Raw genomic sequence first — 26394 nt, forward strand, 5'->3', positions numbered from 1 at the left:
TTGTCGACAACAAGAAGACAACGCTATGAGTTCACTGCAGGACGATGAGCGACAATTTGACTTGCAGCTTATGCACGACACCTTCAACACTCGACCGGCGCGCCTCAAATCAAGATGTTAGCGAGCCTCTTCTGGACAGCCATAGACAAATGACAGATATCTTCTTGAAAGCCATACAGAAAACTAGCTTCATCATGCCCCTTTCAACGCCTGCTCGCAAGACATCGCGCGATACGCAAAGCGCGCAAGTGCCCTGAACTGGGGCTTCGCGGAATGTTGAGCGCCCTCACTTGGCATCTGGACGGCAACACAGTAGCGTTGGCTAGATGACGTCGATGCCTGAAACGACATCTCATGGGTGTTGCGCTAGCCGCTATGCTCGAAACAGTGCCATCATCGCCCTTCGCAGCGCCACCGCATCACTCATGGATGACGTGACTCGATGATCAAGGATAGTGATCTCTCTCGACATGGACCAGATACTGGCCCGTCCGATCTTCGCTCCCCGGACAGACAGCGTCCGTTCGGCAAACCCTTGAGGCTGTGGCTGGGGTTGACCGCACTCTCATGCCTTTCTCTGGGCGGCTTGCTGGTATTTCAGGAATCGCAGAGTCGCAAGCAAGACATTCTGCAGGCCCAGGCGACACAAATGCTGGTCGCCAAGGAGCGCCGACATCAGGCCAGTCTGATGGTAGAGCAGACACTGGGCATGATCGCCTCGCGACATCGCGATTATGAGCATCGCCTGCAACGACTTCTCATCACCACCATGCGTTCCCCATCGCTGGGCATAAGTCACCTTAGTGGCCGCGATCGCTCTTATGTCAGCACCGAACTGTTGCGCCAGTTCCCGGACCTGCGCATCAACCCGGACTGGATCGGTATCACGCAGCTCCCCACCACGCTTTACCCTGACTGGTGGAGTCGGGAGCTGAATCAGCGCCTCAACGCGGATATGCGCAAGGCACAATTCCTGCGCGGCACGGATGCCGGACTGGTGTTTGCCGTGCCTCTGGGGCAAGAGGAAGACAGCCCCGGCGCCGTGCGCCTTGATCGTCGACAGCAGCCTGCCCCCTGGGCGCTAGTGCATATCGACCCGAAGATGGTGGCCTTTCTGGTCGCCAATGAGCTGAGACAGTCACTGCACGCGAGTATCGAGCGCGAGGAAAGCCGCTATGTCTGGATCAACGAGATCCTGGACCCGGCCGGCGGTGAGGGCTATGCACGCCGCTTGATCCATCCTCTGCTGCCGGCCACCGAAGGCAAGTTGCTGTCGACCGAGTACCAGGACAGCAGTGGCCGCTTCCCGTATCGCACCGAGCTCGAAGGTGTCTTGAACGGCAGTGGCATCTACTTCGATTACCGCTTCCCCAAGCGCCCGGGCGCCGAGCAGGTCGACAAGACCGCCTACGCCGCCCTGTATCCCCCCTTCCAGTGGATCATCGCCAGCGGCGTCTATCTCGATGACATCAGTGAAGCCGCCTTCCAGGCGCACGAAGACTTGATGAAGAAGAAGCACGCGCTGGAGCGTTGGCACTTCCTGATCACCCTGCTGGTGACCTTGATGCTCTGCCTGGCCTTTGGCTACGCCTTCCTGCGCCAGTATCGCGAGCGACAGCTGCAGATGCGCCAGCGCATGAATCAGCTAGAGCATGAGCTTGAGCAGCGCGGTGAAGACAGGCTCGGGTCGGTGATGCGCATGATCCGCGAGGAACGCTGTCCCGAGCGCTCGGGTGAAGACTGGCTGGCCGCCAATCTTGTCAGCGCCATCGCGACACGACTCGGGATGGACCGCCAGGAAATCGCCACGCTGGAACGCGTCGCCATGCTGCATGATATTGGCAAGCTGGCGCTGCCTGACTCACTGCTGAGACCACGCGATGAACTCCATTTCGATCAGTATCACTTGCTGCGTCGCCATGTCGAGATCGGGGCACGCATGATGGAAGACGCCCTGATGGCGCCCGCCGAAGCTGACCTGTTACGTGCCAGCCAGCAATTCATGCTGGGGGCCTGCAGCAGGTTGGCGCCGCATGCAAACGGCAACGCTGACGCGCCCTCCCAGCTCTCGCAAACCTCTTCAACACCTCCTGCTGCGCCTCAGTCTGGGTCTCCTTCTGCTCCTCCTAATGCAGACATCCCACAGGCGGAGCAGGCCTCTACCGATATTGCTGCAACGTCGCTTGGCGAGACGTCGCTCGCTGCCAGCACTCTGGCGCTGGTCGTGCAGGTCATCGAGCTGGTGCGACACGCCGGGGTCAGTGAGGCCCAGGCGCTGTGCGATATCGAACACCGTCATGGCCATCTACCGCCAGAGTTGCTGAAGGCGGCGCGTGAAGTGCTGACGGAGCAACCGATACCGCCGGCGCCCACCCTGCATCGACTCTGCCCGCAGCAGGTAGAACGTGACCCGAACCGGTGGCGCGACAGCCACAGTGGCTGCTTCACCCGCGCACTGATGGATGCCGCTCTCGAAGCACTGGCCCGTGAGTGTCAGGACGCCATGGGGCAGCACATCACGCTGTGCCATCTTCGTCTGAGCCGGAAGGGAGGCGCCCGACGCGACGCTGGCGACAGACAACTTGCGCCACTCGATGCCCAGCTTGGCCCGCACCTGAATGCCTGCTTCTATCCGTTGCGTGTCTTCCGCGTCAGTGAGGGCAACTTCATCGTGATGGGCCATCAATGTCGGGATATCTCGCCTGCGCAGAAAGTGACTCGCCACCCTGAAGGCAATGAACCACTGTTCGAGGCGCCAGCCAATGGCACCGCCTCGCCGCCCACCGCCGACTCCCTGACATCGCTGCTGTCATCGCTGGAGGACACCGCGACGCTGGAGGTCACGCTGCTCGATCTCTCCTGTGCCCAGACACTCAAGGAATGGCAACTGACCCTCAATGGCCACCTGGCTCGCTACCCGCCATCGGCTTGACCCGGTCATGGCGTTTTGCATGTGACCCACCTTCCCAAGGCCACATGGCGTGACAGGGGCCAGACATCGCGTCTGGCCCCTGTCGTTGTGGGCACACCCCTTTTTACTACCATCCTTGTTACCCGCCTTCTTGTTAGCTGCGCCCTTGTTAGCTGTGTCGGGCGAACTTCTCGCGCGACCAAAGTTGAAGTGTTTGCGTCTTGTTGAAATGTCCGACATTTATTAATGTGTGTTCAGACATTTATTCTGATGCTCGGAACCTCATGCGTCAGCGCCACGCTCGCAGGCGGTGCGATGCAGTGACTCTCCTGATCATCTCCTCACGACAGGCATCTCAATGACCGACTCTCTGGCGACAGCCGCGCTCGCCACTGACAGCGCCTCGGCGGACGACGCGACCCCGCGCAGCATGGAGGCCATCGCCACCTGCATGGCGCGGGAAATCCTCGCGGGCAGCTTCGGCCCCGGTGACAGTTTTCCGCGTGAACTGGACCTCTGCCAGCGCTTCGACGCCAGCCGCAACCGTGTTCGCAATGCCCTGGCTCAGCTGGTGAGCGCCGGACTGCTGGAGCGTACCGCCGGGCGTGGCACCATCGTGCGCGAGATGAGCGAATGGCAGCTGCTGGACCCGCTGATGAGCCATTGGGTCAGCGGTCTCGACGGAATCAACCCGGACCTGATGCGCGAGATCTACGCCTTCCGCCTCTCCGTCGAGCCCTATGTCAGTGCGCTGGCCGCGATGAAGGCCAATGCCCAGGACCTCGCACGCCTGGAGCGCGCCTTCGAAGGCATGGTCAATACCGCCAATGACAGCTCGCGCGAGGCGCATGCCGAGCACGATGTCGCCTTCCACGAGGCCATCTACCACGCCACGCACAATCTGGTGTGGACACAGCTTGGCAGTTTGCTGCGCCCTTCCATCAGCCAACTGATCCACAGTACCCAGCAGTCCGCGCAGCAGCATGATCACAGCCATCATCGCGCCAGCCTCGATCGTCACCGTGCGGTGATGGAGGCCATTCGCCTGCGCCAGCCCGAGATGGCACGCACCTGTGCCGAGCGGGTACTGGAGACCGCAGCGCGCGATCTCGGCTTCTCACCGGACCACCCGCAGCTGGGCCACCGCCGCTTCTGATGCTGATCGGGCGTCAGCCGATGACGGCCGATCCCACCACTCGCTTCGCCTGGCGCTGACCCTCGTTCAAACGCCCATTCTCAACAAGGATGCATCCGTGAAAATCACCCGACTCAAGACCTGGCAAGTTCCGCCGCGCTGGCTTTTTCTCAAGATCGAGACCGATGAAGGCTGCTATGGCTGGGGCGAGCCGGTCATCGAGGGTCGCGCCGCGACGGTCGAGGCCGCTGTGCACGAGCTGTCCGATTATCTGGTCGGTCAGGACCCGCGCAATATCGAGCACCTGTGGAACGTGATGTACCGCGCGGGCTTCTACCGTGGTGGCCCGATCCTGATGTCTGCCATCGCCGGCATCGATCAGGCGCTGTGGGACCTGAAGGGCCGTGACCTGGGAGTGCCCGTGCACCAGCTGCTCGGCGGCCCAGTGCGCGACAAGATGCGCATGTACGCCTGGACCGGCGGCGATCGCCCGTCAGATGTCGGCGCAGGCGCCAAGGCGCTGGTCGATCAGGGCTTCACCGCCTTCAAGATGAATGGCACGCCGGAGATGCAGATCGTCGATTCGCACAAGAAGATCGATGACGCCGTGGCACGTGTCGCCGAGGCCCGTGACGCGGTCGGTCCGGATGTCGGCATCGGCATCGACTTCCATGGTCGCGTGCATCGCCCGATGGCCAAGGCGTTGCTGCGTGAGCTGGAGCAGTTCCACCCGATGTTCATCGAGGAGCCGGTCGCGCCTGAGCACCTGCCGTCGCTCAAGCACATCGCCGAAGGCATCGCGACACCCATCGCCACCGGCGAGCGCCTGCACACCCGCTTCCAGTTCCGCGATCTGCTGGCGGACGGCATGGTCGACATCATCCAGCCGGATCTTTCCCACTGTGGCGGCATCAGCGAAGGCCTGAAGATCGCCACTCTGGCCTCGGCCTACGATGTGGCGCTGGCCCCGCACTGCCCGCTCGGCCCGCTGACGCTGGCGGCCTCGCTGCAACTGGACGCGGTGTGTCACAACGCCTTCATCCAGGAACAGAGCATGGGAATCCACTACAACAAGGACAACGACGTACTGGATTACCTGGTCGACAAGGATGCGCTGGCGATCAAGGACGGCTTCTGCGCCATTCCACAGGGCCCGGGGCTGGGCGTCGAGATCGACGAAGCCTTCGTCGAGGAGCGTGCCAAGGTCGGCCATCGCTGGCGCAACCCGCTGTGGACCCACGAAGACGGCTCCGTCGCCGAGTGGTAATGCCGAGCATGCCGCAACGCACACACTGACAACACAGACGCCATGCCAGGACAGGTCTTCCGCCGAAGACCTGTCACGCTCAAGGAAGGATTCGACATGACTCGTACCGCATCATCCGAACGCCCCGCCTTCGCCGACTTTCGCTACCCGGATCTCGAAGGTGCCAGCGTCTTCATCACCGGCGGTGGCTCCGGCATCGGTGCCGCGCTGGCCGAAGGCTTCCTCGCCCAGGGCGCCAAGGTCGCCTTCGTCGGCCTGTCCGATGCCAGCGAATTCTGTGACGCCATGGAAGCTCGCTACGCCAATCGTCCGTTGTTCATCCCCTGCAACATCCAGGATATCGAGGCGCTGCAGGCCGCGGTCGCTCAGGCGCGTGAGGCCCACGGCCTGATCAACGTGCTGGTCAACAACGCCGCGCGTGATACCCGTCATACGCTGGATGAGTGGACGGTGGAACAGTGGGATGAATCCATCGCCACCAACCTGCGCCCGCAATTCTTCACCGCCCAGGCCGTCGCCCCCGACATGCGCGCGCTGGGTGGTGGCGCCATCATCAATCTGTCCTCCAACAGCTACATGCTGGGACTGGGCGGCTACCCGACCTACGTCACCGCCAAGGCCGGCATCATGGGCATGACCAAGGCGCTGGCGCGCGAGCTGGGCCCGGACGCCATTCGCGTCAACTGCCTGATTCCGGGCTGGGTGATGACGGAGCGTCAGCGTGAGCTGTGGGTCAACGACAAGGACCTGAACGAGTGCATTGATCAGCAATGTCTGAAAGAGGCCATTCCGGTCGAGGACATGATCAATCCGTGCCTGTTCCTGGCCTCCAGCGCCTCGCGCATGATGACCGGCCAGCCGATGGTGGTAGACGGAGGCCGAGTGTGAGCGCCGTCAGCGTCACGCCGGCCTGGATCGCCGTCGACTGGGGCTCCAGCAATCTGCGCGCCTGGGCCGTCAATGGCGACGATGCAGTCATCGCCCAGGCCAGCAGTGCCCGCGGCATGCTGGGGCTGGCGGCGGATGAGTTCGAGGATGTGCTGCGCGTGCTGATCAATGACTGGCTGCCCGACGATGCGAGCTCTCCCATGCCGGTGCTGATCTGTGGCATGGCCGGCGCGCGTCAGGGCTGGCAGGAGGCGGCTTACCTGCCGTTGCCCACGGACAAGACGCCTTCCCGTGATGTGCTGGGGGCACTCTCCGAGCAGCTGACCCATGTTTCGACCCGCGACAGCCGCCTTGCCGTCGCCATCGTGCCGGGCCTCTGCCAGCAGCAGCCGACCTACGATGTCATGCGTGGCGAGGAGACCCAGCTGGCGGGCCTGGTCGCCGCCCAACCGGACTACAGCGGTGCGGTGTGTCTGCCCGGTACCCACGCCAAGTGGGCACATCTCGCCAGTGGCGCCATCACCGGCTTCAGCACCTTCATGAGCGGCGAACTCTACAAGCTGCTCAGTCAGGATTCGGTGCTCAAGCACTCCGTCGCCGCGGGAGATCTCAGCGACGCCGCCCAGCGCGATGCCTATCTGGAGGGCATCGATACGGCGCTTGCCGCCCCGGAGCACACCACCGCACAGCTGTTCGGCATTCGTGCCCGCGATCTGCTCGATACGGCTCTGCCTGAGGGTGATGCTCGCAAGGCGGTACTCGGCGCACGCCTGTCAGGGCTGGTGCTGGGGCTTGAGCTGGCGGGCGCCACTGCGGAGCTTTCGGATCACACCACCATCACCCTGATCGGCGACGCCGTGCTGTGCCAGCGCTATCAGGTCGCGCTGGAACATCTGGGCTATCACGTCACCACCGCGGCCAACGCCGACATGATTCTGGCGGGGCTCGGACGCATCCAACGTGCACGATCATCCGCGCAGGCATCGTCATCAGACCGTGGCTCGTCCTCGGCCCGTGTGTCGTCATCGGATCGCGCCTCTGTGAGCCATTGATTCAGCGTTGCTGGCATTGCCAGTCAGTGAGCCACGTCACTCCTCACTTCACACAGCCCTTATTCAAAGAGCTCCTCTTCAAATAGCCCCATTTCTGGAGATCGCCATGAGCCTGCCTCTGGTCGCCATACTGCGCGGTGTGACACCGCAAGACATCCTCGCCATCGCCGACGAGATCATCGCCGCCGGTATCGCCCGTATCGAAATCCCGCTCAACTCCCCTCAGCCGCTGGAAAGCATCGCCGCGCTGGTCGAGCACTGCGAGCGCGCGCATGGCGGCAAGATCCTGATCGGCGCCGGCACCGTGCTGACCCCGCAGCAGGTGCGCGATGTGCACGCCGCCGGCGGCCGTCTGATCGTCTCACCCAATGCCGATGTCGATGTCATCCGCGAAAGTCGCCGGCTGGAGATGGTCTCGCTGCCCGGCATCGTCACGCCGACAGAAGCCTTCGCCGCCCTCGCTGCCGGCGCCTCGGGCCTCAAGCTGTTCCCGGCGACTCAGGTCGGCATCGTCAACATGAAGGCCATGCTGGCCGTGCTGCCCAAGGACACCGAGCTTTATGCCGTCGGCGGCATCGGCAGTGACAACTTCGCTGAATGGCGCGCGGGCGGTGTCCACGGCGCTGGCCTCGGCACGGCCATCTACACGCCCGGCCTGAGCGCCGCCGAGGTGGGCGAACGGGCCCGTACTCTGGTCGCGGCATGGCAGGCGGCTGACTGACAGCCACACACGAATGGCGAAAAGCCACGTCGCTGCAAGAGCGACGAGAGCGCGCCAATAGCCCATGGGTATAAGCGACCATGGCTAAAAGAGACCACGGTTATTGCAAAGGAGCAGCAGATGACGTCATCACCATGCCTTGGCACTGCCAGGCGCCTCGTCGCCAGTGGCTGCGAGCTGGGCGAAGGGCCGGGCTGGACGCCCGCGACGAACACCCTGCCTGCGCGAGTGCGCTGGCTGAACATACTCGCCGGCGAGCTGCATCACGCCGCTGCGGACGGCAGTGATCACGTCATCACTCAGCTTGCGCGCCGCACCTCCTACGCAGCCGTTACCCAAGACGGCGATTACCTGCTGGTCGCGCAGGGGATGCTTTCGCGCTTCACCCCCGAGACCGGCGCCGTGGAAGATGTCATGCCCTTCGAGGCGGAAACGACGCCGGCCACGCGCAGCAATGACGCGCGGGTCGATCGCCACGGCAGTCTGTGGCTCTCGAGCATGGGCTGCAACGCCGAGTCCGGCGCCGGTAGCCTCTATCGGCTGCATCGCGGTGAACTGACCCGCGTGCTCGAGGGGCTGAGCATTCCCAATGCGCTGTGCTTTTCGCCGGATGGCCGCTTCGCCTATTTCACCGACACCGTCACCGGTCAGGTGATGCGCTGGCAGCTGGACGCCGATGGCTGGCCACTGACGTCGGCAGGCGAATACAACGCCCCTGAGGTCTGGGCCGATCTGCGCGATGCCGGTGGTGGCCCGGATGGCGCCGTGATCGATGCCGACGGCCACATGTGGATCGCGCTCTGGGGGGCCGGCCGCGTGGCAAGGCTGGACCACGACGGCAAGGAAATCGCCCATGTGGCGCTGCCGGTCAGCCAGCCTTCGTGCCCGCTGTTCGGTGGCGAGGGGCTGAGCACGCTGTACATCACCACGGCGCATGAAGGCATGACCGCGCCGGATCATGCGGCGGGTGACGGTGACCTCTTCGCGCTGGACCTGTCAGCACACGGCTTCAAGGGACTGGCAGAGCCACCGCTGGTGCTGGGCTGACACTGCCATTCCGTCTCTGATCTTTCTTCATTTCTGGACCTCTCATGACCGCAGACGCCCCATCTTCCCGACCGTCGGCTGCGCCTGACGCGACCTGGTCAAGCGATCAGCAGTGGTTGAGCCTGAGTGCCGATGGCATCCAGCTGCAGCTGGATCTCGCCGATGGCCTGCTCAAGCTGGCCCATTTCGGGCGCATCGCGCCCATCAATCCGGCTCAGCACCGCCTGATGAGCGCTGCCGCCACGCCCCAGGCGAGTTTGGATCAGCTGCCGCCCAATACCCTGTTCAATGATGCCGGACTCGGCTTTGCCGGCTATCCCGCGCTGATCGGTGACCGCGAAGGCCGTGACTGGCTGACGGCGATGCGCCTGAGCGATGTGTCCTGCTCGATGGATGCCACCGGCGCCCACGCTCGCCTGACGCTTCGCGACAGCCTGAGTGAGCTGGAAGTGCTGCTGGCGCTGACCGTCACCCGCGAGGGCGTATTGCGTCAGCAGACGACCCTGAGCAATCAGTCATCAGCGCCCTACCGGCTAGAATGGCTGGCGGCCGCCTGCCTGCCGCTGCCGGTCCGCTTCGAGGAATGCCTGAGCTTCGGCGGCCGCTGGGTACAGGAATTCACCGAGACGCGTCATCGTCTCAGCGAAGGCACCTTCACGCTCGAGAACCGTCGCGGCCGCAGCTCGCATCAACGCGTTCCGACGCTGATCACCGGCACGCCAGGCTTCAGTGAGCAGCGTGGCGAAGTCATCACCGCGCATCTGGCGTGGAGCGGCAACCATCGCGCCCTGATCGAGCGGCAGTTCGATGGCAGCACCCAATTGCAGATGGGCGCCCTGCTGCTGCCCGGTGAGCAGATGCTGGCCGCCGGCGACAGCGTGACCACCCCGGAGGTGGTAATGGCCTGGTCGGATACGGGCATCAATGGCGCCAGCCAGCGCATGCATCGCACCCTGCGCGCGCGCCTTGACTGGCCGGTGGCTGACAAGCCGCGCCCGGTACACGTCAATACCTGGGAAGCGCTCTACTTCGATCACGATGCGACGCGCCTCCAAGAGTTGGTCGTTGCCGCCGGTGAGGTGGGTGCCGAGCGTTTCGTGCTCGATGATGGCTGGTTCGTCGGCCGGGATGGCGAGCGCGCCGCCCTGGGCGACTGGTATCTGGATACCGGCAAGTACCCGCAGGGGCTGGGGCCGCTGATCGAGTCCGTACAGGCGCACGGCATGGAATTCGGCCTGTGGGTCGAGCCCGAGATGGTCAATCCCGACAGTGAGCTCTTCCGCACCCATCCGGACTGGATCCTCGGGCTGGAGGGACGCGAGCAGCCGCTGGGGCGCTATCAATGCGTGCTGGATCTGACCCGCCGCGAGGTCTGTGACTACCTGTTTGCGCGTCTCGATGCGCTGCTCAGTGAGTACCCGATCAAGTATCTGAAATGGGACATGAATCGCGACCTGACCCACGCGGGCGGCCAGTCGGAGGAAGGTCGCGGCAAGCCTGCCGCGCATGCTCAGGTCAGCGCGCTCTACTCTCTGCTGGCCCGCCTGCGAAAGGCGCATCCCGGCGTCGAGATCGAGAGTTGCGCCTCGGGTGGCGCGCGCACCGATCACGGCATTCTGCGACACACCCATCGCGTCTGGACCTCTGACTGCAATGACCCCCACGAGCGCACGCATATCCAGCGCGGGGCCAGTCGCGTACTGCCGCCGGAGCTTCTGGGCGCCCATATCGGGCCGCAACACGCTCACACCACCTCGCGGCGCACGACGCTCGCCTTCCGTGCCTCCACGGCACTGTTCGGTCATCTGGGGCTGGAGCTGGATGTCAGCCAGCTCGATCAGGCGGAGCGCAGTGAGCTGGGCGGCTGGATAGCGCGCTACAAGGCGCTGCGTGGCCTGCTGCACAACGGCGTCAGCTGGCGTCTGGATTGCCTGGATGACAATCAGCATGCCCACGGCGTGGTCAGTCAGGATGGCCAGCAGGCCCTTTTCAGCATCAGCCAGCTGGCCATGCCACGTCACGCCGTGCCCGCCGCCCAGCCGCTGACCGGCCTGCAAGCCGACACGGCCTACCGGCTCGAGCTGCTGGAACTGCCGGAGCACCCGGAGCGACGCATGAAACATCTGCCCGCCTGGATCAGCCGACAACAGGCCGGCGAGCCGGTCGTCGTCTCCGGTGAGTACCTGATGCGTGAAGGCCTTGCCCTGCCGGTGCTGGACCCTGACCAGGCGATCCTGATTCACCTTCAGGCGGTTGCGGCATGACCCGTGCCGCGCCGGCCGTGATTGCGTGCGCTGCGCTCGCTCCCCATTTTCAGCTTCAAGGATGACCCCCATGCAGCTCGGTGTCTGTTACTACCCGGAACACTGGCCACGTGATCGCTGGCCGCAGGATGCTCGCGACATGATGGAAGCCGGCATTCGTGTCGTGCGTATCGGCGAATTCGCCTGGAGTCGCCTGGAACCCAGCGCGGGTGACCTGCGCTTCGAGTGGCTGGATGAGGCCGTCGAGGTCCTGGCGGCGGCTGGTCTCAAGATCGTGATGGGCACGCCCACGGCGACACCGCCGAAATGGCTGGTGGATGCTCACCCGGAGATTCTGGCCGTCGATGAGAATGGCGACACGCGTGGCTATGGCTCGCGTCGTCATTACTGCTTCTCTTCACCGACGTTTCGTACCTTGAGCGAGCGCATCGTGCGCCTGATGGGCGAGCGCTACGCGCACCATCCCGCGATCATCGCCTGGCAGACCGACAACGAGTACGGCTGCCATGACACCATCCTCAGCTACTCCGCGGCCGCCCGTGCCCGCTTCCCCACATGGCTCGAAGCACGCTATGGCACGGTCGAGGCCCTCAATGAGGCCTGGGGGACGGTGTTCTGGAGCATGGAAGTCAGCGAGTTCTCCCAGGTCGAGGCGCCCGTCGGCACCGTGACCGAACCGCATCCGGCCATCGTGCTCGATTATCGACGCTTCTGCTCCGACATGGTGGTCGAGTACAACCGCCTGCAGGTCGACACCCTACGTGCCGCGGGTGTCAGCGGCGATATCGTGCACAACTTCATGGGCCTGTTCACCGAATTCGATCACTTCGATGTCGCCCGGGACCTGGATATCGCCAGCTGGGACAGCTACCCGCTGGGCTTTCTGGAGCGCGGTGCCCACGACGATGCCACCAAGGCCCACTATCGCCAGCAAGGTCATCCGGACTTTGCCGGCTTTCATCACGACCTCTACCGCGCCATGTGCAAGGGCCGCTGGTGGGTGATGGAGCAGCAGCCGGGCCCGGTCAACTGGGCGATCAGCAACGCCGCGCCCTTGCCCGGCATGGTGCGACTGTGGAGCCACGAAGCCTTCGCGCATGGCGCCGAAGTCGTCTCCTACTTCCGCTGGCGTCAGGCACCCTTCGCGCAGGAGCAGATGCACGCAGGCCTGCGGCGCCCGGACGGCTCACCTGCCTCGGCTTGGCCGGAGCTTTTGCAGCTGCGCGATGAGCTGGCGACACTCGCGGAACATGACACGACGACTGCCCAGCAGGCGCCCTTCGCCCTGATGTTCGATTACGCCTCCATCTGGGCCTGTCAGATCCAGCCCCACGCCGAGAATTTCAATCCGCTCGAGCTGTACCTGAGCTGGTACAGCGCGCTGCGGCGTCTCGGGCTTGATGTGGATATCGTCTCTCCGCGCGACGCGCTCAGTGGCTATTCGTTGGTCGTGCTGCCCTGTCAGGTGATCGCTGATGAGGCACTGGCGGCGCGTCTGAGCGCGGCGCGCGATTCAGGCAGTCGCGTGGTGGTCGGCGCACGCTCCGGCTCGCGCACGCCGGAGTTTCAGATACCCGCGCAGCTGGCGCCCGGCGCACTCAGCGAGCTGACGGGCGTCACGGTCGATCGAGTCGATGGTCTGAGGCCAGGCGCCGAGCCTGCCATCACCCTGAGCAACGGCGCACGCGGTCACGCCCTGCGCTGGCGCGACCTGCTCGATCACCAGCGCACCAGTGCACAGGTGGTAACGCGATTCGAGGATGGCGAACCCGCCATCCTGCATCAGCGCGGTGTCAGCTATCTGACCGCCTGGTTGAGTGAAGACAGTCTGGTGGCGATGCTGCAGGCGGAGTGTCAGGCCTGCGGCATCACCACCCATGCGCTGCCCGACGGCGTGCGTCTGCGGCGGCGCGGGCCGCTCTGCTTCGCCTTCAACTATGCGCCCGAGCCGCGCTGGCTGCCCGAAGGCCTCGTCAATGACAGCGGGCTGCTGGCCGGTAGCCGGGTGCTGGCACCCGCTGACGTCTGTATCTGGTTCAGTGACGAAAAGCGCCTCTGAGTGCGGCGGCGCCTGCCCACTCATTCAACGCGAAAATCGACTTTGCTTGAAAGCAGGACATCTCTCGGATTTCGCGACCGGCAGACTGTTCGATCACTTGTCGCGGCGCCTTCGGGCGCCGCTTTTTTTGAACAGCTATCCTGGGCATCCATGTCACCTGCCCAGGCTTCATGAGTGATTACAACAGCGTGCTGACACAACTCCCCTGCTTACCGGATGACTGAGGTTGCCATATTGTCGGAATAAAGCAGACAGAAGATAACGGTATATTGTTCGATGTAAAACGACCTCTCTTTTCGCTGCGCAAGGCCAGATGGAGTTTGCCCTTGAGGGCTCGCTGACCGCACAGCGCTGCCACTTAAGGCGCATTGTTCTCATGTCAGACAATCTCTAGTGTGCTGGATGTCTCTGTATATAAGCCAATAAATAGCAAAAACAACAGTCCACGCACCTGTAAACAGGACAACCGTCGTCAATGGCAGACGACCCACGACTACGATAACGCCAACTACGAGATACCCCCATGAGTATTCTTGCCATTCTGATATCGCTCGGGCTGCTGATGTTCCTGGCCTACCGCGGGATCACCGTTCTCTTGCTTGCCCCTCTGATGGCCGCCCTCGCCGTCGTCCTGTCAGGAGATGCAGCCGCCCTGCTACCCAGCTACACCGTGACCTTCATGAGTCAGCTGGGCGGCTATCTGGCCAAGTTCTTCCCGCTGTTCATCCTCGGTGCCCTGTTCGGCCAACTGATGGCCGATTCGGGGGCCGCGCATGCCATCTCCGAAGGCCTGGTCAAACGCCTGGGGACACGCCATGTGATCCTGACCGTGGTGCTGGCCTGTGCACTGCTTACCTATGGGGGCGTCTCGCTGTTCGTGGTCGCCTTCGCCGTCTATCCGATTGGCGCCCAGCTCTTCCAGCGCACCGGCACGCCCAAGCGACTGCTGCCCGCGGCCATCGCTCTCGGCTCCTTCACCTTCACCATGACGGCACTCCCCGGCACGCCTGCCATCCAGAATGCCATCCCGATCCCCTACTTCCAGACCAACAGCTTTGCAGCGCCAGGCCTGGGCATCATCGCGGGCCTGATCATGCTAGGGCTGGGTACCTGGTGGCTGAAGGGACGTGCCAGCAAGGCTCAGGCAAAGGGGGAAGGCTACGGGGTCCACAAGGACGAAGCGCTTGAGGAATCGCCGGCACCCGCCGCACAGATGGGCATGATCACGGCGCTGATTCCGCTGGTGATGGTCATCGGCCTGAATGCTCTGCTGACCTATCTCGTCTTCCCGCGCATCGATTTCTCCTACCTGAGCGAGGCCTTCCCGGAGCTTGACCCTGCGGGTGCCACCGGCATGTGGTCGATCCTGATCGCGCTGGCCTTCGCGTCCACCTGGCTGGTCATTTCACGCTGGAAGCAGTGGGCCGACCTGAAGACCACCGTCAACAATGGCTGCTTCGGCGCCATGCTGCCGGTCTTCAATACCGCCTCAGAGGTGGGATATGGCGCGGTGATCGCCAGCCTGGCCGGCTTCGCGATGGTCAAGGAGGCGGTGCTCGGCCTCTATCCGGCCAACCCGCTGATCTCGGAAGCGGTGGCGGTCAACGTGCTGGCCGGCATCACCGGCTCGTCATCCGGCGGCATGAGCATTGCGCTGTCGACATTGGGCGAAACCTACCGCGAGATGGCCGTCAATGCCGGCATCAATCTGGAGCTGATGCACCGCGTGGCGGCGCTGGCGGCGGGCAGCATGGACACCTTGCCGCACTCCGGCGCGGTCATCACCCTGCTGGCGATCTGCAAGCTGACTCATCGCCAGTCCTACGGCCAGATGTTCATGATGACGGTCGCCTTCCCGATGCTGGCCCTGATTGCCGTCGTGACCCTGGGCAGCCTGGTCGGCAGCTTCTGAGCCCTAAAGCTCCACAACAGTGGGAAGTTTTCGAACATGAGTGGAGCAAAATGACGCCAGGCCTATGACAAGAAGGCCACCCGAATGGGTGGCCTTCTTGTTGAGCAATCACGCTGGCCAGCAACATGCTGACATCTCAATAGACGTGGTGAGCCCGCTTCGGGTCCAGAGTCTCATGGCGTGCCCGCGTCTTGATCCACAGCGTCAGGTCATCGCGGTCGGTGCCGGGATTCTCGGCGACCCACTCGACGATGCGCGAGGCAATGAATTCGGCATGAAACTCGTCGTCGAACTGCAGCAGCATGAGGTCCTCGCCCGCTTGGGAGATGCGCAACAATACCTCGCTTGCCGGCAATACATAGAGATTCAACTCATGCAGATATTGCGTCGTGAAAGTCACGCGCCGAAAACGCTCGGGAACATTGCGCCCACTGTTGCTGATATCGTTCATGAAAGCCATGGCTCTCTCCTACAGTAAGGCGCTAATACATTTCGCTCATTTTTGAGCTGACCTTCTTATCATAGCGCAGAAGATATGCTGCGGGCCGGTTTATAAGAACATTTTGTTGGAAACTGCAAGGGACTCTCATTGACGCAGTATCAGCTACGTTGTTGGCGCAGGGCATCACTTTGCAAGGTTAGCTGAACTCGCGTCAGCCAGCCCGCCAGCAGCGCCTGCTTATGCCGACTCATGGTGCGATGTTGCTCGATCACTTCGCATAATCGGTCGCCGGCCGCCCGCATCCTGGTGGGACTCTCTCCTCGTGCACAGCGCTGATAATCATCCGCCAGCGCATGGATCAATTCGCGCAGGGCGTGCTGTACCGGGCGTGGCACATCGTTGCCCAATTCCCGCCGCACGAAGCCTATGCCGCGTCCGATATCCATCCCTGTCAGCCCCAGCGTCAGTAGCGGCATACCGAGCACTTGCTGCTGTGCATCATCGGGCTGACCACTTGCATTCTCGCCACTACGACGCGCTTCCTGTTCACGACTGCGAGTCTGTTCATGCCGGGCGAGACGCAGCAGCCTGTCGCCCATGCGCCCGCCGAACCAGCTATCCAGGCGCTCGGTGGAGCGTTCCGCCAGCTCACGAATATCACTCGCCGTGGCGCGAATCAGCTGACGCTTGTCCCAGCCGGCCCCCGGCACGGGAATCAGGCGGAAACCGATGATGGTCACGATGAGACCGATCCCGGCCGCCAGACTCCGATTGAGGGTGTAGGCGACATCGAAGGTCATCCCGTTGTCCGGCATCACCAGCAGAATGTTGAACACCACGAAAGGCAAGGCGATCCCCGCCAGCGCAGGCACGACGGAGCCCATCAAGCCGAGGAACAGAGGGATACTGAAGATGATCACGAAGGGCACGAAGTGCTGGGCGTGACTGAGCATGACATTGCCGAACAGCAACACGCTCGGCACCGCCAGCAGCAAGCCCTTGAGCACCATCGGAATGATCGGTGCCGGATCACCGCGACTGACGAAGATGCCCGAGAACAGCGTGCCCAGCAGCATGGCCACCGCGCCGTTGTCCCACGCCGTCGCAAGCCAGAAGATCGCCGTGGCACTGAAGATGGCCATCGCGCGCAGCGCATCAATGGCGGCACGACCATGATCGCGGTGCCAACTCATGCTTGGCTGACGCAGCTGATGACGGCCGGGATGATTGATGACCTCGCGTGCCTGCAGGATGACCAGCGCATGCCCCAGCACCTCACGCAGACTGAACAGCAACCGGGCTTCCAGTGCGGTGATGCTTCGCTGACCGCGCGACAGGCGCAGACATTCCCCACGCAGCTCCTTGAGCGTCTTGCGCGCCTGGGCCGTGCCCTGATTGTCGGCCATGCTTTGAAAGGCCGCGCCCAGGCGTTGCATCAGGTCCTGCGTCGGCTGACTGAAACGTTCGGCTTCCTGTCTCTGGGTCTGGGTCTGGGTCTGGTTCAGCTCACCCGTCGGTGCCATCGCCTCACCGTCATCGCCTTGTGAAGGCACAAAGAACTCGGGATGACGCAGCTGGTGCAGGGCCTTGAGGGTCGCGTAGAGACGCATGCTTCGCCGCGTCAGCAGGTGTACGCCGCGAATGCGCCCCTTGCCCTGGGGGCCTTCATAACGCGCCGAGTGGGCATCGATCTCGAGATTGTTGAGCGCATCCAGCCCGGTCATCATCTGCTCGAGCATCGCCATGCGTTCGCGTTGCTGATCTTGTGAATGAGCTTGTGACTGACCGGCAGTGTCTTGGCTCCCAGCCCTGTCCGCCTCGAGCGGCATCGAAAAGGCCAGCGCCATATAACGGAAGGTGGCATTCACCGCCGTATCCGCCAGCTGGCCGAGATGATCACGTACACGAATCGGCCAGACCAGCGCACTCACGACGACAGCACACAGCGCGCCGAGACTCAGCTCGCTGAGACGTGCCAGTGCCACCGAAAAGAAGTCATCCGGCGCCGAGGACGTCAGCACCACGATGATCATGCAGGCCACCGCCGCCATCACACAGCCATAGGACAGATTGTTGTGCGTCAGCGAGGCGCCATAGATGCATAGCCCGATCCACAGCGTGACCGAGCCCAGCGCCAGTTCGGGCACCTGGGCAAAGCAGCCCATGATCACCACGGCCACACAGGTACCGACGAAGGTACCCGTGACCTGACAGATGCCCTTCTCGACCACCATGCCCGACATCGGACGTGTCTGCAGAAACGCCGCCGAGATCAGCGCCCAATAGGGTCTATCGAGATCGAAGAAGAAGGCGGCGTAGAGGGCCAGCGCCATCGCCAGCACACCCTTGGTGGCGAACTTGAGCGCGAACGGCGAAGGCCTGAGGAAGGCGGCCAGAGCGGGAGACATGGATCAGTGCTTCCCATCTTCGTCTTGGACGGCCTTAGCTGTCTCGACCGGTTCCGCCTCGACAGGTGCCGCCTTGGCCTGCGTCGCCTCATCATTGCCATCTTCCGCAGTGATCAGCCTGACACTCGCCGTCATGCCTGCGGCAAGATTGACACCTGAGGCACGTACCGCCTCGATATCATCGAATTCCACCCGCACCGGAATGCGCTGCGCCAGACGCACCCAACTGAAGGTGGCGCTGACCTGAGGCAACTGCTGGGCATTGGTCGCGGTATTGTCATCGGCGATGCCTTGGCCTATCCCCACGACGCGCCCCTTGAAGTCTTCATTGCCGCTCATCAGGGTGATCTGGACCGGATCGCCCGGACGCACATGCTGCAGCTTGGTCTCCTGGAAGTAGGCGCTCAGGTAGAAGGAGTCATCCTTGATCAGCGCCATCACCGCCGTGCCTGCCGTGACGTAATTGCCCTGACTGAGGTGCATGTTGAGGATGCTACCGTCGGCGGGTGCCACCAGACGCGTACGATCGAGATCCAGCTGCGCGGATTGCACCGCGGCTTCGGCCTGTTGTACATCAGCGCGGGCGACCTCGGCCTCCAGGCGCGCACTGTCGCGCTCTTCTTCGCTGATGGCACGATTGGTCAAGCGACCACGACGATTGGATTCATGCTCCTTGAGGCTCAGGGTCGCCTTGGCACTGGCGAGACTGGCCTCGGCCTTGGCGAGCGCCGCCTCATAGCGCGCACGATCGACCTGAAGGATGACATCCCCCTCCTTGACCCGCGTGGTATCCGCCACGTTCAGCTCACGCACCCAGCCGGAGACATCCGGGCTCAGCGTGATCACCTCGGCGCGCACCCGGGCATCCCGCGTCCAGGGGCTGTACATGTAGGTATTCCACAGCCACACCGCACACCAGGCTGCAGCCGCCACCAGACATAGTGTAATGATCCATTTGACGGCTTTCTGTCGCAGGTTGCGCATGCGGTTTCCTTGGGGATAGAGGGGCTGGAGGAAATGGGTGCCACGAAAGGGTTCGCGGGGAAATCGGGATGACGAATGGCGAGACGCTGGGGCAATGACGTACGTCACGTCACGAGGGCCACCACCGCCGCCAGACAGATGACAAACAGCGAGATATCGAACCAGGCCTCGAACCAGAGCTCGTGATTGGCCAGCAGACGATGCAGCAGCGTGCGTATGAGCCCCGCCGCCAGCAAGGCGACCAGTGCATAGACCAGCATCGGGCTGATCAGGAATTCCCCGACCACCATTTCATGCAGCGCATTGAAGCCAGACGTAACATCATTGCCTGCGGCGATTTCCTTCATCGAGATGTCCTTGACTTGCGTTGTGCGAGAGCTGGCTTGCGTATGCGATAGCGGGCTTACTTTATGCGAGATATGAGTCCCGACTGCCATGCGTGCAATCAGCGTTCAACGATGGTGGCTGCCTGGCGTGCATTCAAGGCCCGCGGGTGAACTGTTCCACTGCGCGAATCTTGAGGGCAGCGTCATCGCTGAGAATATATGCAGGCTAACATTTTTCACCGCCGTGCACCGTTGCGTGAGAAGAATCACCCCATTCCTTGCACAGCGCGCGACCAGAATTCGCGCTCCATATGGCTGCGCGCTAACCGGCACAACCGGAATGGACACCAGGCATTCAGGTGATAGCAGCGGTCAAGGTAGCCTGAGACGCAAAACGGCTTACCCAGAAGGCAAGCCGTTTCATTTCGCACAGTGAAGACCACAAGTGATGATCGTGAGGGTCGACTACACCGCGTAGCCGAGTACGCGTGGCAGCCACAAGGCGAGCTCTGGGAACAGCATCACCACCGCCAGTGCCGCCAGCATCGCCACCACGAAGACCATCGCCCACCCGACCGTCTTCTCGAGCCTTACTCCGGCCACACTACTGGTCACCATCAGGTTGACCGCGACTGGCGGGGTGAACTGCCCGATCGCGATATTCATCGCCAGCAGGATACCGAACCACACCGGATGCCAGCCGAAGTGCTGCATCACCGGAATCAGCACCGGCATCAGGATCAGGTAGATGGAGACCGCATCCAGCAGCATCCCGGCAATCAGCACCGCCACCATCACCAGTATCAGCAGCGTCGTTCCGCTATCCGACAGCGTGATCAGCCATTCGGCGAGATGTCGGAAGGTGCCCAGCATGGTGCCCGCCCAGGCGAATATGCCCGCCAGCGCGATGATCAGCATCACCACACCGGAGATGACGGCCGCCTCCCTGAGCAGCTCCCACACCTGAGAGAGCTTGAGCTCGCGGGTGATGAAGAGCCCGACACACAGCCCATAGGCGGCCGCGACCACCGCCGCTTCCGTGGGCGTGAAGAGGCCTGAGCGCAGCCCGCCGAGGATGATCACCGGCGCCAGCAGGGCCGGGATCGCCGAGCGGAACGCCGGACCCAGCGCGATACGCTCGACCTGAGTCGGGTCTTCCCAGCGATAGCGACGCGAGAGGAACCAGGCCGGCAGCAGCAAGGCCACGCCCACCAGCAGCCCCGGAATCAGGCCCGCGGCAAACAGTGCGCGTAGATCCACCCCCGGTACCACGATGGAGTAAAGGATCAGCGCGATGGACGGCGGGATCAGGATCGCCGTGGAGGCCGAGGCCGCAATCAGCGTCGCCGAGAACGCCTTGGGATAGCCCGCCCGCGTCATGCTGGGGATCATCACCATCGCCACCGCGGCGGCATCCGCCGGGCCGGAACCACTCATGCCGCCCATGATCAGACACACCAGCACCGCCACCAGCGCGAGACCGCCATGCCGTGGGCCGATCAGCGCCTGGGCGAAGCGCACCAGCCGCGCCGCCACTCCGGCACGCTCGAACACCAATCCAGTGAGGATGAACAGCGGAATGGCGATCAGCGGATACTTGGCGATGCTGTTGTAGGTGTTGGTGCCGAGGGTAGCCAGCATGCTGACCGGCAGCCCCGCGACGATCCCCACCGCCCCCGAGAGTCCCAGCGCGAAGGCGACTGGCACGCCGAGTATCAACAGGGCGGCAAAGCTTGCGAGCAACCAGAGATCAGGACTCATGATCTGACTCCTTGTGCTCCGGCGACGCATTCTGACCGGGCCCCTGCCCAGGCCCTTGCGCAAGACGCTCGACACACTGCTGCAGCTGACGCCAGGCCATCGCCAGCGCCAATATCGGCAGCCAGATCACGTACCACCAGTTGGGCAGGCCCAGTCCCGGTGACAGCGAGTCCCACTGATACTCCTCCAGCGCGAAGGTGCCCCCGAACCACGCCACCAGCCCCAGCACGACCAGCACCGCCAGGGTCTGCAATACCACCACCAGTCGCCAGAGCGGCAACGGCAGCACGTCTTCCAGCAATGCGATACGAATATGTGCCTGGCGGCGAATCGCCACCGAGGCGCCCGCCAGCGTCAACAACACCAGCAGGAAGACCGAGAATTCCTCGGTAAAGGCAAAGGAGGCATCGGTGGCATAGCGCACCACCACATTGGCCAGACTGATGAGACCGATCAGTCCCAGCGCCAACGCCGCCAGCCAGGATTCCGGCCGCACGCGTGGCGATGGCCTGTCTGCGGGAGCAGGCGCTCCGTTGGCGGCGTCTTGCAGCGCTCGTTGTGATGCTTCTTGAGACGTATGTTGCGACTTTTGCGACATGACACGCGATCCACACGAACGCCGAGGCTGTCAGGCCCCGGCGTGGTTCTTCACTCAATAACGCGCACAGACCGCATTATTCCCGATGTCATCTGCTCAGTGAGCAGCGGCGATGGTGGTCCTGGCGGACTCAGCGCGAGGCTTCGACCTCGGCACGTGCCGTCTCGACCAGCGCCTCACCGATCCTGGGTGTCCAGCTGGCGTAGACCGACTGGGTGGCGTCACGGAAAGTCTGCATCGCATCCTCATCGAGCTTGACGACATTCACGCCGCGCGCCTCGATGTCCGCCAGCCGCTGGGCATTGCCCTCACGACTCATGGCGATCTCCCAGGCACCCGCTTCCTTGGCGGTCTCGGTCAGCAGAGTGCGCTCCTGTTCACTGAGCGACTTCCACACCCGCTGGTTGGCGGCGAAGATCAGCGGGTCCGCCATGTAGTGCCATAGCGTCAGGTGGGTCTGACCGACCTGGTCGATGCGCGCGACATCGAACACCGACAGCGGGTTCTCCTGCCCATCCACCGCGCCGGTGGTCAGTGCCGGCTTGGCATCCGCCCAGCTCATCTGGGTCGGGTTGGCGCCCAGCGCCGTAAAGGTGTCCTGGAACAGCGGCGAGCCCACCACACGAATCTTCAGGCCCTTCAGGTCATCCGGCGAGGTGATCGATTTCGAGGAGTTGGACACCTCACGGAAGCCGTTCTCGCCCCACGCCAGCGGCTTGATGCCCTTGGACTCGATGGCGGCGAAGACCTGCTTGCCCGACTCGCCCTGGGTCAGTGCATCGATGGCGGCGTGGTCCGGCATCAGGAACGGCAGCGAGAACAGATTGAGCTCCGGCACCTGGGGCGACCAGTTGATGGTCGAGCCCACCGCGAGATCGATCAGCCCCTGACGCATGGCAGAGAACTCCTTGGTCTGGTCCCCCGCCACCAGCTGGGCATTCGGATAGACGCGCAGGGTGAGCTCGCCACCGGAGCGCTCCTCTACCAGTTCGGCCCACTTCTCGGCCGCCTGCCCCCACGGGAAGGCATCCGACAACACGGTGGAGACGGACAGCTCACGCGCCTCGGCATCACTGGCCATCAGCGGTGACAGCAGAGCCAGGCCAAGCACGCCGGCCATCAGGGCAGAGTGACCCGTGGCAGCGACGCGCGGGCGCGCGGTATGGCTTTGTGAATGATCTGAAGAGCGGGGACGCAAGTGACGAGAGGCGGGGCCAGCGTTGGCGTGTGCAGCGGTCAGGGTCATGAATAACCTCTTGATTATGATGTTGTTGAGTGTGTCCAGAGGCAGATTCGCATCTACTTTGGTCGCTGACCATTCGACCATGCGACAGATCGGCGCTTTTTCGACGCTCACATGCTATCTCGCTGCGTTACCGATCACTGTATATTCATCCAGCCCTCGGGTTTTCCGAGACCTCTTGCGTACGAAACGCTCGACCATGTGGTGTCATCAGCGTGTGTTGCCAAGGAGTGTACCCAGCGATGCAAGAGGGCCAACCCTCGCGCAGGCCCCGCCAGCAGGGAGCTTGACGATATTGTCCTTTGCAGGATGCCGTGCTTTTACAGCGCCAGCGTGTCCCGAGTCCATGTCGGGTCATGATTTCATGAGGCACTGTATATTTATCCACTCCATTACATCCTTGAGACAAATTTCACGATATGTCGCCTTTCAACCACACAATGGCGCACCACGGGTCGCAGACTCCGGATTCGGTCGGTAGACTGAGCGCCGTTCCCGCAAGGACCGACCACGACTGACCAACATCACGCACGCAAGTGTCGTACCTGACATCTCGTCGGCACCGCTCCCACGGTCCCGACCCTGACCGATGAGGCCCCCTTCCATGCCGAACCCCCAGCAGGAAGCCATACCCACTCCCACCTTCGAGACCGAGCCGCTCGACACCTCGCGCAAACGACTGCAGCCGACCAGCAGTCTCGGCGCAGCGGTCGTTCTGTGGTCGCTGCTGCTGGGAATGGGGATGCTGATGCTGGCCAACGGACTGCAGGGCAGTCTGTTGGGGATTCGCGCCTCCTCGGAAGGCTTCAGCAACACCATGACGGGCATCATCATGTCGGCGTACTTCGCCGGCTTCCTGCTCGGCTCGACACTTGCACCCCGCAAGCTGCGCCGGGTCGGTCATGTGCGCACCTTCGCGGCGCTGGCCTCCATCACCTCGGTGTGCATCCTGATCCACGCACTCTATGTGGTACCCGAGGTGTGGATCGCCATGCGCTTCATCACCGGCTTCGCCTTCGCCGGCCTCTACGTGGTCGCGGAGAGCTGGCTCAACAGCCAGGCGACCAACCAGATGCGTGGCCGCCTGCTGGCCATCTACATGGTGATCACCTATCTGGGCATGGGCGGCGGCCAGTTGCTGCTCAACGTCGCCAACCCGGACACCTACCTGCTGTTCATCCTGGTCTCGGTGATCATGTCGCTGGCGCTGGTGCCGATGCTGCTGTCCGCCTCACCACAACCGGAAGGCGCGCAGCCGGAGGCGATGGGGATCGTTCGTCTGCTGCGCCTGGCGCCGCTGGGCACCCTGGGCGGCTTTGCCACCGGTATCGCCAACGGCACCGTCTTCGGCATGGGCGCGGTGTATGCCGACCGCGCCGGCCTGCCGGTGCAGGAAGTCTCCTGGTTCATGGGCGCCTTCATTCTAGGTGCCGCCCTGCTGCAATGGCCGCTGGGCAAGCTCTCCGACAAGCTGTCGGCCAAGAAGGTGATTCTGGGCTGCAGTCTCGGGGCGATAGCGCTGTCCATCGGCGGCGTGCCGTTCAGTGGTGGCAGCATGCTGACCATGGCACTGCTGGGTGCGGGCCTCGGCGGGCTGATCCTGACCCAGTACTCGCTGTTCCTGGCGGCGGCCAACAACCTGCTGACCACGCCACAGATCATCTCCGCCAGCGGCACACTGGTGCTGATGCATGGCGCAGGCGCGATTCTGGGCCCGCTCACCGCGGGTCTGCTGATGGAGCGCTTCGGGGCCGTCGGCTTCCTCTATACCCTGACCGCCATTCACGTGCTGATCGTGATTCTCGCCGCCAGTGTCACCAGCAAGCCGCGACAGGAACTGGATGCCGAGGAAGGCGATCACCCCGGCCACTATGTGGTGGCGCCCTCCACCACCAGTCCGCTGAGCGCCGCCTGGGTCGAGGAAGCCATCACCGAGCCGGAAACCGGTCAGCTGGAATTCGACTTCGATGCCGAACCTGAGCCGGAGTTGAGCGAGGAAGAACTCGCTGCCCAGCAACAGGAAGCCGCCTCTGAAACAGAGGAAGGGGTCGTTCAGCAGGTCGACAACGAGGAAGGCGTGATGAACGATCGCGTCACCGGCATGGAAGACGACTGGCATCTGGATGGCCATATCGACGAACAGGCCCAGCACCTCAGCGAAGAGGAGCGCCGCGTCAAGTCGGAGCCGGAGCGTGAGAGCTACTGATCACGTCTGACGACATGCTCGAGTGATAGACAAGAACACCGCCTCTCGGGGCGGTGTTCTTGTTTTGGGCGGGCGAAACAGGGACAGGAGAAAGTGAGACAGGAGAAACTGAGACAGGAGAAATTGGGACAGCAGAAACAAGGCAGGCGTAACAGCAAGACGGTACAGCGAGAGGATAAAGCTCGGGGAAACGAAGAAGGCTCACAACGATAGAGACTCAGGATAGAGACTCAGCGACGACGTTTGCCCGCCCGCGCCACCAGATGCGGTGCCAGCACACCCTGCAGACGGCGCACGGCCTGGGAATGCAGCTGCGAGACACGCGACTCGGTGACATCGAGTACCGCGCCGATCTCCTTGAGGTTGAGCTTCTCCTGATAATAGAGCGCCATCAACAGCTTCTCGCGCTCCGGTAGCCGCGCGATGGCCTCATTCAAGGCCCGCCGCGTATCGGCCTCTTCCAGCGCATCATGCGGCAAGGCAAACGGCGTGGTGAAGGGGGTCGCCTCGGGCGAGGCATAACCGCCCGCCAGCCCGCCTTCCTCATCCATCATCTCGTCCAGCGACATCACCATGCCGTTGTTGGTGTCCAGCAGCAGGCGTCGGTAATCTTCCAGCTCAAGCCCCATGGCAGCGGCGATCTGGGTCTCCTCGGGCGGATAACCCAGGCTCTGCTCCAACTGCTGAATCACGCTCTCAAGCTCGCGCCCGGCACGGCGCACACTGCGTGGCAACCAGTCACGCGAGCGCAGCTCATCGAGCATCGCGCCACGGATGCGCTGACTGGCATAGGTGGCAAAGCTGGCACCGTGGCCCTGCTCATAGCGGCCCACGCATTCACACAGCCCCAACATGCCAGCCTGGATCAGATCCTCGAGATCGACGCTCGCTGGCAAGCGCACCTGCAGCTGCAGCGCGATGCGGCGCACCAGCGGCTGATACTCGGTGTAGATATCCTGCTGGGCCATGCGCCCATTGGCGGTATACATCGGCGTCCTGGTCCTCGCTTGCATCCCTCGGGGTCGTTTGACTCAGGGTCGTGCCCCCATCCTCGGGACTCCTGTTCCCAGCGTATTGTCGCGCCCTCGCCACAAACCATTCGCTCGAATAGCTACCCTCAGCGACGGCTTTCCTGCCTTACGTCGCCACTCCGCCTCGGGGAGGCGGAAA

19 protein-coding genes are annotated in these 26394 nt (G+C 63.1%); 11 read left to right on the top strand and 8 right to left on the bottom strand.

The features are described 5' to 3' along the window. Positions 1-649 precede the first annotated feature (649 nt). The 10 genes from QD280_RS04480 (at position 650) to QD280_RS04525 (ending at position 15256) form a co-directional block, all read left to right on the top strand. A complete protein-coding gene (locus QD280_RS04480) occupies positions 650-2932 on the top strand; it encodes a cache domain-containing protein (RefSeq protein ID WP_279838449.1) in 2283 nt (760 codons plus the stop codon). Between the two features lie 337 nt (positions 2933-3269). Next, positions 3270-4067 (top strand): FadR/GntR family transcriptional regulator, encoded by a 798-nt coding sequence (locus tag QD280_RS04485; protein ID WP_225996562.1) that lies wholly within the window; start codon positions 3270-3272, stop codon positions 4065-4067. A 97-nt stretch (positions 4068-4164) separates the two neighbouring features. Then, complete coding sequence (gene dgoD / locus QD280_RS04490; RefSeq protein ID WP_054556643.1) at positions 4165-5313, top strand: galactonate dehydratase; 1149 nt, start codon at positions 4165-4167, stop codon at positions 5311-5313. Positions 5314-5409: 96 nt separating this feature from the next. Continuing rightward, the gene (locus tag QD280_RS04495; protein WP_279838450.1) at positions 5410-6201 is read left to right on the top strand and encodes an SDR family NAD(P)-dependent oxidoreductase; all 792 of its coding nucleotides are present in this window, start codon (positions 5410-5412) and stop codon (positions 6199-6201) included. Continuing rightward, complete coding sequence (locus QD280_RS04500) at positions 6198-7253, top strand: 2-dehydro-3-deoxygalactonokinase (RefSeq protein ID WP_279838451.1); 1056 nt, start codon at positions 6198-6200, stop codon at positions 7251-7253. Before QD280_RS04495 ends, QD280_RS04500 begins: the two co-directional genes overlap by 4 nt. Positions 7254-7359: 106 nt before the next feature. After that, on the top strand, positions 7360-7974 hold the full coding sequence (locus tag QD280_RS04505) for a 2-dehydro-3-deoxy-6-phosphogalactonate aldolase (RefSeq protein WP_279838452.1): 615 nt from the start codon (positions 7360-7362) through the stop codon (positions 7972-7974). Between the two features lie 120 nt (positions 7975-8094). Then, positions 8095-9021: an SMP-30/gluconolactonase/LRE family protein gene (locus tag QD280_RS04510; protein WP_279838453.1), complete on the top strand. Its 927-nt coding sequence runs from the start codon at positions 8095-8097 to the stop codon at positions 9019-9021. A 44-nt stretch (positions 9022-9065) separates the two neighbouring features. Then, positions 9066-11285 (top strand): alpha-galactosidase, encoded by a 2220-nt coding sequence (locus QD280_RS04515; RefSeq protein WP_279838454.1) that lies wholly within the window; start codon positions 9066-9068, stop codon positions 11283-11285. A 70-nt stretch (positions 11286-11355) separates the two neighbouring features. After that, positions 11356-13344 (top strand): beta-galactosidase, encoded by a 1989-nt coding sequence (locus QD280_RS04520; protein WP_279838455.1) that lies wholly within the window; start codon positions 11356-11358, stop codon positions 13342-13344. 523 nt (positions 13345-13867) lie between these two features. Continuing rightward, entirely contained in the window at positions 13868-15256 is a 1389-nt protein-coding gene (locus QD280_RS04525) for a GntP family permease (RefSeq protein WP_279838456.1), read from the top strand. 136 nt (positions 15257-15392) lie between these two features. Here the strand turns inward: QD280_RS04525 and QD280_RS04530 are convergent, their stop codons facing one another. The 7 genes from QD280_RS04530 to QD280_RS04560 form a co-directional block, all read right to left on the bottom strand. After that, on the bottom strand, positions 15393-15716 hold the full coding sequence (locus QD280_RS04530; protein WP_192838819.1) for a hypothetical protein: 324 nt from the start codon (positions 15714-15716) through the stop codon (positions 15393-15395). 140 nt (positions 15717-15856) lie between these two features. Next, positions 15857-18106: an FUSC family protein gene (locus QD280_RS04535; RefSeq protein WP_279838457.1), complete on the bottom strand. Its 2250-nt coding sequence runs from the start codon at positions 18104-18106 to the stop codon at positions 15857-15859. Positions 18107-18109: 3 nt separating this feature from the next. Further along, positions 18110-19090 (bottom strand): efflux RND transporter periplasmic adaptor subunit, encoded by a 981-nt coding sequence (locus QD280_RS04540; protein ID WP_279838458.1) that lies wholly within the window; start codon positions 19088-19090, stop codon positions 18110-18112. 104 nt (positions 19091-19194) lie between these two features. Beyond that, positions 19195-19437, bottom strand: a complete 243-nt coding sequence (locus tag QD280_RS04545; RefSeq protein ID WP_054556634.1) for a DUF1656 domain-containing protein — start codon at positions 19435-19437, stop codon at positions 19195-19197. A 444-nt stretch (positions 19438-19881) separates the two neighbouring features. Then, on the bottom strand, positions 19882-21177 hold the full coding sequence (locus QD280_RS04550; protein ID WP_131432069.1) for a TRAP transporter large permease: 1296 nt from the start codon (positions 21175-21177) through the stop codon (positions 19882-19884). Then, entirely contained in the window at positions 21167-21673 is a 507-nt protein-coding gene (locus QD280_RS04555) for a TRAP transporter small permease (protein ID WP_279838459.1), read from the bottom strand. Before QD280_RS04555 ends, QD280_RS04550 begins: the two co-directional genes overlap by 11 nt. Positions 21674-21905: 232 nt before the next feature. After that, positions 21906-22895, bottom strand: coding sequence for a DctP family TRAP transporter solute-binding subunit (locus QD280_RS04560; protein WP_279838796.1), 990 nt, complete (start codon positions 22893-22895; stop codon positions 21906-21908). A gap of 727 nt (positions 22896-23622) precedes the next feature. Here QD280_RS04560 and QD280_RS04565 point away from each other — a divergent pair. Then, a complete protein-coding gene (locus QD280_RS04565) occupies positions 23623-25224 on the top strand; it encodes an MFS transporter (RefSeq protein ID WP_279838460.1) in 1602 nt (533 codons plus the stop codon). A 230-nt stretch (positions 25225-25454) separates the two neighbouring features. Here the strand turns inward: QD280_RS04565 and QD280_RS04570 are convergent, their stop codons facing one another. Continuing rightward, positions 25455-26213 carry an RNA polymerase sigma factor FliA gene (locus QD280_RS04570; protein WP_279838461.1) on the bottom strand — a complete coding sequence of 253 codons (759 nt, stop codon included), beginning with the start codon at positions 26211-26213 and terminating at the stop codon, positions 25455-25457. Positions 26214-26394: the final 181 nt, after the last annotated feature.

The sequence above is a fragment of the Cobetia sp. 1AS1 genome, from assembly GCF_029846435.1.
In the GTDB taxonomy this organism is placed as follows: domain Bacteria; phylum Pseudomonadota; class Gammaproteobacteria; order Pseudomonadales; family Halomonadaceae; genus Cobetia; species Cobetia amphilecti.

Coding starts and splice junctions, on each gene's coding strand:
- QD280_RS04565 (WP_279838460.1), top strand. CDS start 23,623: ATGCCGAACCCCCAGCAGGAAGCCATACCCACTCCCACCTTCGAGACC.
- QD280_RS04540 (WP_279838458.1), bottom strand. CDS start 19,090: ATGCGCAACCTGCGACAGAAAGCCGTCAAATGGATCATTACACTATGT.
- QD280_RS04510 (WP_279838453.1), top strand. CDS start 8,095: ATGACGTCATCACCATGCCTTGGCACTGCCAGGCGCCTCGTCGCCAGT.
- QD280_RS04560 (WP_279838796.1), bottom strand. CDS start 22,895: ATGGCCGGCGTGCTTGGCCTGGCTCTGCTGTCACCGCTGATGGCCAGT.
- QD280_RS04505 (WP_279838452.1), top strand. CDS start 7,360: ATGAGCCTGCCTCTGGTCGCCATACTGCGCGGTGTGACACCGCAAGAC.
- QD280_RS04480 (WP_279838449.1), top strand. CDS start 650: ATGCTGGTCGCCAAGGAGCGCCGACATCAGGCCAGTCTGATGGTAGAG.
- QD280_RS04550 (WP_131432069.1), bottom strand. CDS start 21,177: ATGAGTCCTGATCTCTGGTTGCTCGCAAGCTTTGCCGCCCTGTTGATA.
- QD280_RS04570 (WP_279838461.1), bottom strand. CDS start 26,213: ATGTATACCGCCAATGGGCGCATGGCCCAGCAGGATATCTACACCGAG.
- QD280_RS04520 (WP_279838455.1), top strand. CDS start 11,356: ATGCAGCTCGGTGTCTGTTACTACCCGGAACACTGGCCACGTGATCGC.
- QD280_RS04515 (WP_279838454.1), top strand. CDS start 9,066: ATGACCGCAGACGCCCCATCTTCCCGACCGTCGGCTGCGCCTGACGCG.
- QD280_RS04485 (WP_225996562.1), top strand. CDS start 3,270: ATGACCGACTCTCTGGCGACAGCCGCGCTCGCCACTGACAGCGCCTCG.
- QD280_RS04545 (WP_054556634.1), bottom strand. CDS start 19,437: ATGAAGGAAATCGCCGCAGGCAATGATGTTACGTCTGGCTTCAATGCG.
- QD280_RS04525 (WP_279838456.1), top strand. CDS start 13,868: ATGAGTATTCTTGCCATTCTGATATCGCTCGGGCTGCTGATGTTCCTG.
- QD280_RS04530 (WP_192838819.1), bottom strand. CDS start 15,716: ATGGCTTTCATGAACGATATCAGCAACAGTGGGCGCAATGTTCCCGAG.
- QD280_RS04495 (WP_279838450.1), top strand. CDS start 5,410: ATGACTCGTACCGCATCATCCGAACGCCCCGCCTTCGCCGACTTTCGC.
- QD280_RS04535 (WP_279838457.1), bottom strand. CDS start 18,106: ATGTCTCCCGCTCTGGCCGCCTTCCTCAGGCCTTCGCCGTTCGCGCTC.